Origin of the sequence: Pelistega indica (assembly GCF_000506865.1) — a bacterium.
GTDB lineage: Bacteria > Pseudomonadota > Gammaproteobacteria > Burkholderiales > Burkholderiaceae_B > Taylorella > Taylorella indica.
Genome location: NZ_AYSV01000145.1, coordinates 1 through 7,592 on the forward strand (window position 1 = coordinate 1; position 7,592 = coordinate 7,592).

Annotated in this window: 5 protein-coding genes and 1 pseudogene; 1 reads left to right on the forward strand and 5 read right to left on the reverse strand. The window is 46.7% G+C overall.

Translation table 11 applies throughout. The features are described from left to right. From V757_RS27130 to V757_RS27135, 3 genes are all read right to left on the reverse strand, one after another. A partial coding sequence (locus V757_RS27130; RefSeq protein WP_218184527.1) for a hypothetical protein occupies nt 1–2,896 on the reverse strand: 2,896 nt, incomplete at its 3' end. Next, nucleotides 2,874–3,020 carry a hypothetical protein gene (locus tag V757_RS28545; protein WP_023953493.1) on the reverse strand — a complete coding sequence of 49 codons (147 nt, stop codon included), beginning with the start codon at nt 3,018–3,020 and terminating at the stop codon, nt 2,874–2,876. The genes V757_RS27130 and V757_RS28545, both read right to left, overlap by 23 nt. A 237-nt stretch (nt 3,021–3,257) precedes the next feature. Next, nucleotides 3,258–3,566: an alkaline phosphatase PhoX gene (locus V757_RS27135; RefSeq protein ID WP_023953495.1), complete on the reverse strand. Its 309-nt coding sequence runs from the start codon at nt 3,564–3,566 to the stop codon at nt 3,258–3,260. 147 nt (nt 3,567–3,713) lie between these two features. Between V757_RS27135 and ilvB the strand changes: the two genes are divergently transcribed. Then, complete coding sequence (ilvB, locus tag V757_RS27140) at nt 3,714–5,468, forward strand: biosynthetic-type acetolactate synthase large subunit (RefSeq protein WP_023953498.1); 1,755 nt, start codon at nt 3,714–3,716, stop codon at nt 5,466–5,468. Between the two features lie 94 nt (nt 5,469–5,562). On the opposite strand, the gene V757_RS27145 is transcribed toward ilvB, so the two are convergent. Continuing rightward, nucleotides 5,563–6,699 carry an iron-containing alcohol dehydrogenase gene (locus V757_RS27145; RefSeq protein ID WP_023953500.1) on the reverse strand — a complete coding sequence of 379 codons (1,137 nt, stop codon included), beginning with the start codon at nt 6,697–6,699 and terminating at the stop codon, nt 5,563–5,565. Between the two features lie 248 nt (nt 6,700–6,947). Then, nucleotides 6,948–7,468 (reverse strand): annotated as a pseudogene (locus V757_RS30015) (transposase domain-containing protein); the annotation flags it as partial. Nucleotides 7,469–7,592 lie beyond the last annotated feature (124 nt).

A 7,592-nucleotide genomic window follows, 5' to 3' on the forward strand; every position in this document is an offset into this window, starting at 1 on the left:
TCGTCATGGTTGTACCGTCCGTCTTGGCTGAAACCGTGTACTCCGTGCTTTTATCCGCTAACTGTTTAGACTCAACAGTCACACCATCACCAGCAACCAGCTTCGTCGCCGCCGCCTTGGCTTGATCCGCAACCGCTGTTAGCTGACCAAAATTCACCGCATCGGATTTATCCTCGCCAGCCGCCACGTTCGTGATCTTCGTATTACCCGCATTAATGCCTTCGGTGGTTAGACTAACATCACCGGCGGTAATTCCTTTGTCGTTCACTTTTACCTTATCACCGACGCTTAGGCCATCTTTATTCAGTGACGTCTCGCCGGCTTTGACACTGTCGATCTCAAGATTTTTTGCCAAGGCAATTCGAACGACGCTATCCTCACCCTGCTTCTCAATAGAAGTCATGAGGTTCTGACCCGCATCGAACTTAGACGCATCTGTATTCGCATCAGCACCTTTAATCGTCACGGTAGAACCTAACTTAGACGTCTGAACGCCACCCGTGTTGGCATCAAAGTTAAGACCTTTGTCTACTAAGCCCGTACTCACACCATCAACCGACTGCTTAAGGTCAGCGACGTTTACCGCATTATTGAGTAGTGGTTTTAACTCTTCCTCTTCAAGCTCAGATAGTTTTTTATCACCCAAACCACTCGCCACGTTCGTGATCTGCACTGGTGCACCTAATGTGCCGTTATCACCCGGATTTAAAACTAGCGTCTTACCATCATCACGACCACCAATCACAGGCCCTTTCTCACCACCCAATTGAATGGTATTTAAACCCGTCAAGTCTTTCGCTAAGGCAATTCGAACGACGCTATCCTCACCCTGCTTCTCAATAGAAGTCATGAGGTTCTGACCCGCATCGAACTTAGACGCATCTGTATTCGCATCAGCACCTTTAATCGTCACGGTAGAACCTAACTTAGACGTCTGAACACCACCCGTGTTGGCATCAAAGTTAAGACCTTTGTAGACTTCACTTGCAACTGCAAATAATTGGCTGCCGTTAATAGCGTCTGTGGAAGTAGCCGAAATCTCACCGGCTGCTAGGTTTTGGAGTCGACGCTCACCGCCACTAAAACCAACACTCACCGCCCCAGAAGCTTTCGCTCCAGCAAAAGTGAATTCTTGCTCTTTCTCTTCACCATTTACTGTAAATTTAGCTATCTTTACTTCGCCTTCGTTACCGGCTGTTGTGGTATTTCCCTCTGTACCATCTGCTGTCCAATTCGGTGCTCCTATTGCATCGCCATACCCAACTACGGACTGATGACCCAAATAAACGGAGTTCTCAACGTCAGCTACAACCTTACTACCAAGCACAAAGGCGTTAGTAACACCTTGAAGAACTTTGTTTTCATTACCAATAGACGCCGAATTCTTGCCCCTCACTTCTGAGTCATTACCGATAGCAATAGCTCCTTCGATAGGTAGACTTCTCATATCAGGTGGCCTTTTTTCGAAAGAATTAGTGTTATTACCAATGACAATATTTTTACTGCCTGAAAAATTATATCCAGCTCTATTTCCTAGAGAAATATTATCGCTGCCATTCGACAGTGACCCTGATAACCTACCAAGGGAAATATTATTGCTACCTTTTAATTTTTGTGCTGAACCTTCTCCGCTCGAAATATTACCATCACCAACTAATTCATTACCCGAGCTGTATCCGAAGGAAATATTTTTGTTACCTTTTAGGTCACGTGCTGCGTTTGTACCACTTGAGATATTATGGTCTCCCTTCAGACCTAGTCCAGAAGCCACCCCGCTCGACACATTAGCCTCACCCTTTAACTTGTTCCCTGAGGCATAGCCGACGGATACGTTATAGTTTTTTTCTAACTCCACTCCTGAGCCGTATCCTAGCGAAATATTGTAATCACCTTTTGAGTTTTGCCCCGCGGCTGTACCGCTAGAAAGGTTATGACTACCAACTAGAGCTTTCCCCGAGGAATGCCCAAGGGAAATATTATTATTACCTTCTAATCCTCTCCCTGATTCTGTACCGCCCGATAGATTATAATCACCAGTCAATTCTCGCCCCGACTGACGTCCAAGGGCAATATTGTCATTACCTTTTAATTTATCAGCCGCATAATAACCAACACCTGTATTATAGTCGCCACGCAGATTAGTAGCGCTAAATGCACCTAGCATGGTATTGGAATAACCAAAAAGCTTTGTACCTGAGCCTGCCCCAACCAACACACTCTGAGTAGTAAAGGCATCTATCCCCGCCTCTCTTCCGGTAAACACATTCCCTTCAATAGCAAGTGGACGACCACCACCGGGGGTTTCTATAGCCCTAGAACCCTTTTCAAATGGGTCGTTTTTAGCTTTCACCCCATGTTGTTGATATTCTTTAGCCCGTTCGTCAAACTTACTAAAGTCCTCCGTTATTTCACCAGCCCTTTCTCCTATCACCACAGAACCCCCAGCACTTGGCAGTTTGCTGCCATCAGCTAGGGTCAGTTTCATATCCTGTGCACGGTGTCCAATGACCACACTATTCGGTTTGTCTGTTTTGGCATTAGAACCGATGGCCATTGTGCTACCTGTGCTTATACCTTCTTTATAGACGGAATCTGCATAAGCACCCACACCGATAGCAATATCCCCAGCACCTTTGGCACCTTTATTATCATAATTACCATCGCCAGCGCCCGCCCAAGGACTCTTGATACTAATATAATGCTGCTCATTAGTTGCAATCACTTGATTTTCAGGCACGGGGAGATTAGGGTCGTTCATAAAAACATAAGTACCATCTGCTTTTTTTATCACTTCACGCAGTTGATATGTAGATTGGCCCATCTTATATAAAGCATAGTACCTAACAACAGGATTCGTACCATCTGGTACGCTATTAGCCTGCGCACTTAGTGTCAACCCCCCCCCGATTCAGCAAGGCAGTACCCACTACAACGCCTTGAAAATTTTTCTTACTCTTATCTAAAGAGTAACGCTCATGGTTAGCACCCTTATTTTGTAAGCTTTTCATATTGTCTTTCATTGAACTGTACCTAGTGATGATAAATCAAAGCTTGATTTTACCACTAAAACCAGGATACCGTAAAGGGGGGGGGGGTAAAACGTAGGTAATTAGCGACAGCCGGAGCTAATAGGAATAAGCATCACAGCGATCCAGCCATCGATGCTTACAGACGATTGATGGCAAGTAGCACTAAACAAAATGACTGATAGCGCATCAGCAACTATCAGTCATTTTTTTAGCTTAGCGTTTAAAAACTTAGGCTAGGAAACTACCTACAACATTACCGTCTTCGCGCCAAATCACGACCGAGGCAGGACGAGGGCGAGTTGCTTGGTCGCCGTCAGGCCAAGTAGAGGAACCGGTTGGGTTATTCTGCGCTTCTTCAACCGTTGGCGCCTTGGTGCTATTTTGCGCCTCTTTAAGCATCGGTCCTTCACCTGGGTGCTGGATATTAACAAAGATATACTTCATATCAGGCGTCCAAGTAATACCGGTGACCTCACAGCCGCGTGGACCCACCATAAAGCGACATAGCACTTTACTCTCGGGATCCGCTACCAACATGCTGTTATTGCCCTGACCTTCATACTCTCCCTGATTAGTTTAAGCATAGCACTTGTGCATTGCAAGTTTCTTACTGACTTAGGGTTAAAATCAAGCTACTCATTTTTTAACTAATCAAACTAGAATAAAACAAGCGAGGGTTTTTATATGGATACACAGCAAAGCCTCCAACAAAAACTGTGTTTTAATGGCGCTCAAGCCTTACTGGAGACTTTAATTGAGCTGGGTGTTGATACCATTTTCGGCTATCCCGGCGGTGCGGTTTTACCGCTTTATGATGCCATTTATGCTGAGCCGCGTATTCGCCATATTTTGGTACGCCACGAGCAGGGTGCGGTGCATGCCGCCGAAGGCTATGCGCGCAGCACGGGTAAACCAGGCGTGGTCTTAGTGACCTCTGGTCCCGGCATAGCTAATACTACCTCTGGCTTATTGGATGCGATGTGTGATTCGATACCTGTGCTCTGTATCAGCGGTCAAGTAGCCACGAGTGCCATTGGTACCGATGCCTTCCAAGAGTGTGATGCGATCGGTATTTCACGCCCCGTCACTAAGTGGAATGCGCAGATCAAGCTCTCCGAGGATGTGGTGCCGCTTGTTTCCAAAGCCTATCAAATAACCACCGAGGGGCGTCCAGGACCGGTGTTAATTGATTTCCCCAAAGACATTCAAATTCAAGCCATTGATAAATCGACCTTCACCATTGAAAAGCGGGCTGAAAGTACGCCGGAAGTGCCTGCACCTGCGATGTTAGCCAATATCAAACGTTCTGCCGATTTAATTGTTAACGCTCGTCGCCCGGTGTTTTACGGCGGTGGCGGTTTAATTAACTCTGGTAAAGCGGCGGCTGAGGTATTTAGCAACTTAGTACGTTATACCGGCGCGCCATGCACCCTGACTCTGATGGGTCTGGGCGCCTACCCCGCCAATGACGAGCAGTTTGTCGGCATGCTGGGCATGCACGGCACCCTCGAAGCCAATTTAGCGATGCACCATGCTGATTTAATTATCTGTATCGGCGCTCGCTTTGATGACCGAATCACGGGTCGTCTCTCTGATTTCTGTCCACACGCCCTTAAAATTCATCTAGACATTGATCCCGCCTCCATTGATAAGGTGGTGCGCGCTGACGTGCCCCTGGTAGGTGATTGCCACACTCTCCTAACGCGCCTCTTTAATGAGGTGAAGGCGCTACCTATGGAGCGTTCACGTCTGGATGATTGGTGGCAAACAATTGAAAAATGGCGTAGCAAGAATTGTTTAGGCTTTACGCCCTCAGCAACGGAAATCCTACCGCAAGACTTACTGACTCGTATCAATCAAAAGATTGAGAACAAGGATGCTATTGTGAGTACCGACGTCGGTCAGCATCAAATGTGGGCTGCTCAATACTTAACATTTAATCAACCGAATCGTTGGTTAACCTCTGGCGGTGCTGGCACCATGGGTTACGGTATGCCCGCTGCGATTGGCGCACAAATCGGCAATCCCGACAAGCTGGTGATTTGTGTTAGCGGGGATGCCTCGATTCTGATGAATATCCAAGAGCTGGCTACCGCAGTACAGCACCGTGCCCCAATTAAAGTGGTGCTCTGTAATAACCGCTATATGGGCATGGTACGTCAATGGCAAGAGCTCATTCACGAGGGTCGCTACAGTCACAGTTATAACGATTGCATGCCAGATTTTGTGAGCGTGGCTCAAGCCTTTGGCTGGCAAGCCGCTAGCGTCAGCGATCCTAAAGACTTAGATGCGGCACTTGAGGCATGCTTTAATTCGGAGGGACCGTATTTCTTGGATGTGCGTGTACAGGCACAGGAAAACTGCTTCCCTATGATGCCTGCAGGCTATGGTCATCAGCAAGTGATGCTATCCGAAGATACTTGGTATGTTGAGGACTAAAGATAGCGTAGACACTTTATAAGAAAACCCGCCACTTGAGCAATATCACGCTTCAGTGGCGGGTTTATTTAATTAAAACTTAAACGAGTTAAGCTCAATACGCTGCTTTAAAGATAGCAATCACTTCATCAAGTGTAGGCTGAACCGGGTTAGTTAAACCACACACGTCCTTCATCCCATTTTCAGCGAGGACTTTAAAGTCTTCTTCTTTGACACCTAGCTCACGTAGTGATTTTGGAATACCTACGATGCCTGCCAACTTTTTAATGGCATCAATCACGCCTAAACCCTCAAGCTCCTGGTTGTTCGCGGATAGAATCGCGCCCACTTCATCTAAACGCGCTTTAGCCGCACGCATATTAAATTCCTCAACGTGAGGTAGTAATAGCGCATTACAAACGCCGTGTGGCAAATCGTAAAAACCACCTAACTGGTGCGCCATCGCATGCACATAACCGAGCGAGGCGTTATTAAATGCCATACCAGCCAAGAACTGCGCATAAGCCATCTGCTCGCGCGCCTCCGCATTTTTAGGCTCTTTAACGGCGGTTGGTAAATAGCTCGCAATTAACTCAATAGCCTTAACCGCACATGCATCCGTGAGCGGATTGGCTGCCGTTGATACATAGGCCTCAACCGCATGGGTTAGCGCATCCATACCCGTTGCGGCCGTTAATGAAGCAGGCATATTTTCCATCAACTTCGGATCATTAACCGATAAGATTGGCGTCACGTGCTTATCGACAATCGCCATTTTTACATGACGGCTTTCATCGGTGATGATGGTAAAGCGCGTCATTTCAGACGCAGTACCGGCCGTGGTGTTGATAGAAATTAGCGGTAATTGCGGCTTAGCGGATTTATCCAAACCCTCATAGTCCTCGATTTTGCCACCATTACTGGCTACAAGGGCGATACCCTTAGCACAGTCATGCGGTGAGCCGCCACCCAGTGACACCACACAGTCTGCGCCAGCGGCCTGCAGCTTAGCCAAACCGTCGTTAACATTTTTTACCGTAGGATTAGGCTGAACCTCATCAAAGATGTCACTTTCAACGCCTTTAGCCTTTAAACGATCCGCCACTTGAGCCGCAAAACCCAAATCGCTTAAAGGCTTATCGGTAACGATTAAGGCCTTTTTAAAACCTAAAGAGGCGATAATATCCACCGCTGAATCAAGTGCGCCCGCACCGATCACATTATTGCTAGGCATAAAAAATTGTGCTGCCATACTATCTTCCTTTGTATAAACGTTGTGACAAATGAGCTTACTGTATTATACACAATGTGCATTACTATCTTATTAAATTATAACTAACTCATGCATAAATATAATAAGAGTTTCTACTAGCATTAAGTCGATTTGGATCAAAGCAATGCGATCAAATCGCCTCGCCCTCATTGGCTGCTAGACCTTAATTTTCATATACAGTTACAATACGAAGAATTTAATCACTGAGGAAAAAAATAATGAAGGTAAATGCATTTGCCGCTGCGCTCAAAGATGGCTTCTTGACGGTGCAACGGCAGATGGTCAGCATACTTCATGATGAGTACTGTCGCCAGCAGTCCGGTCGTTGCCAACCCCTTATCAATGATGTGAGGAGGTACCGGCGCTTGATTGAGGGTCTTGCAACAATCACACACGTATTTCGGACGAATGTGATTCTCCACGCTAAAAGTACCGGGCACATAATCCAGTTTCTGACTCACCTCATCCCCAAGATGACGCATCTCAGCACCACAACCACAGGTCGTGCTTTCCAACGTATAATGAATATCCACCGAGGCAATTCCGCCGGCAAACGCATACGAGACGGTGTGCGAGGTGTGTGCTCTTGACCACTCATGGACGTTAATTGCTGACCGATGTTGTCTAACATCGTTTCTAGCTCAGCCAGATCCTCATGGGCGTCATCTTCAAAAAGTTTCGCTTGTAGGTCAGGGAGCTGTTCGCTACGTTTAGCAAAGTTGATACGTCTTAAGATCGCCAACTCCATCTTCACTTGTTCGTAAGCGCTCAGAACACGACGATAGGCCAGATCCTTTTCCTTCCACCTTGCTTGCTGCCTTTTTTACAAYTTTCAACATGAGCTTGTTGTTAGCAATTAAGGCTTGTTTGTT

What these genes read in the sequence shown, in the direction of transcription:
- ilvB (WP_023953498.1), top strand. Translation starts at nt 3,714, where the DNA reads ATGGATACACAGCAAAGCCTCCAACAAAAACTGTGTTTTAATGGCGCT.
- V757_RS28545 (WP_023953493.1), bottom strand. Translation starts at nt 3,020, where the DNA reads ATGAAAGACAATATGAAAAGCTTACAAAATAAGGGTGCTAACCATGAG.
- V757_RS27135 (WP_023953495.1), bottom strand. Translation starts at nt 3,566, where the DNA reads ATGTTGGTAGCGGATCCCGAGAGTAAAGTGCTATGTCGCTTTATGGTG.
- V757_RS27145 (WP_023953500.1), bottom strand. Translation starts at nt 6,699, where the DNA reads ATGGCAGCACAATTTTTTATGCCTAGCAATAATGTGATCGGTGCGGGC.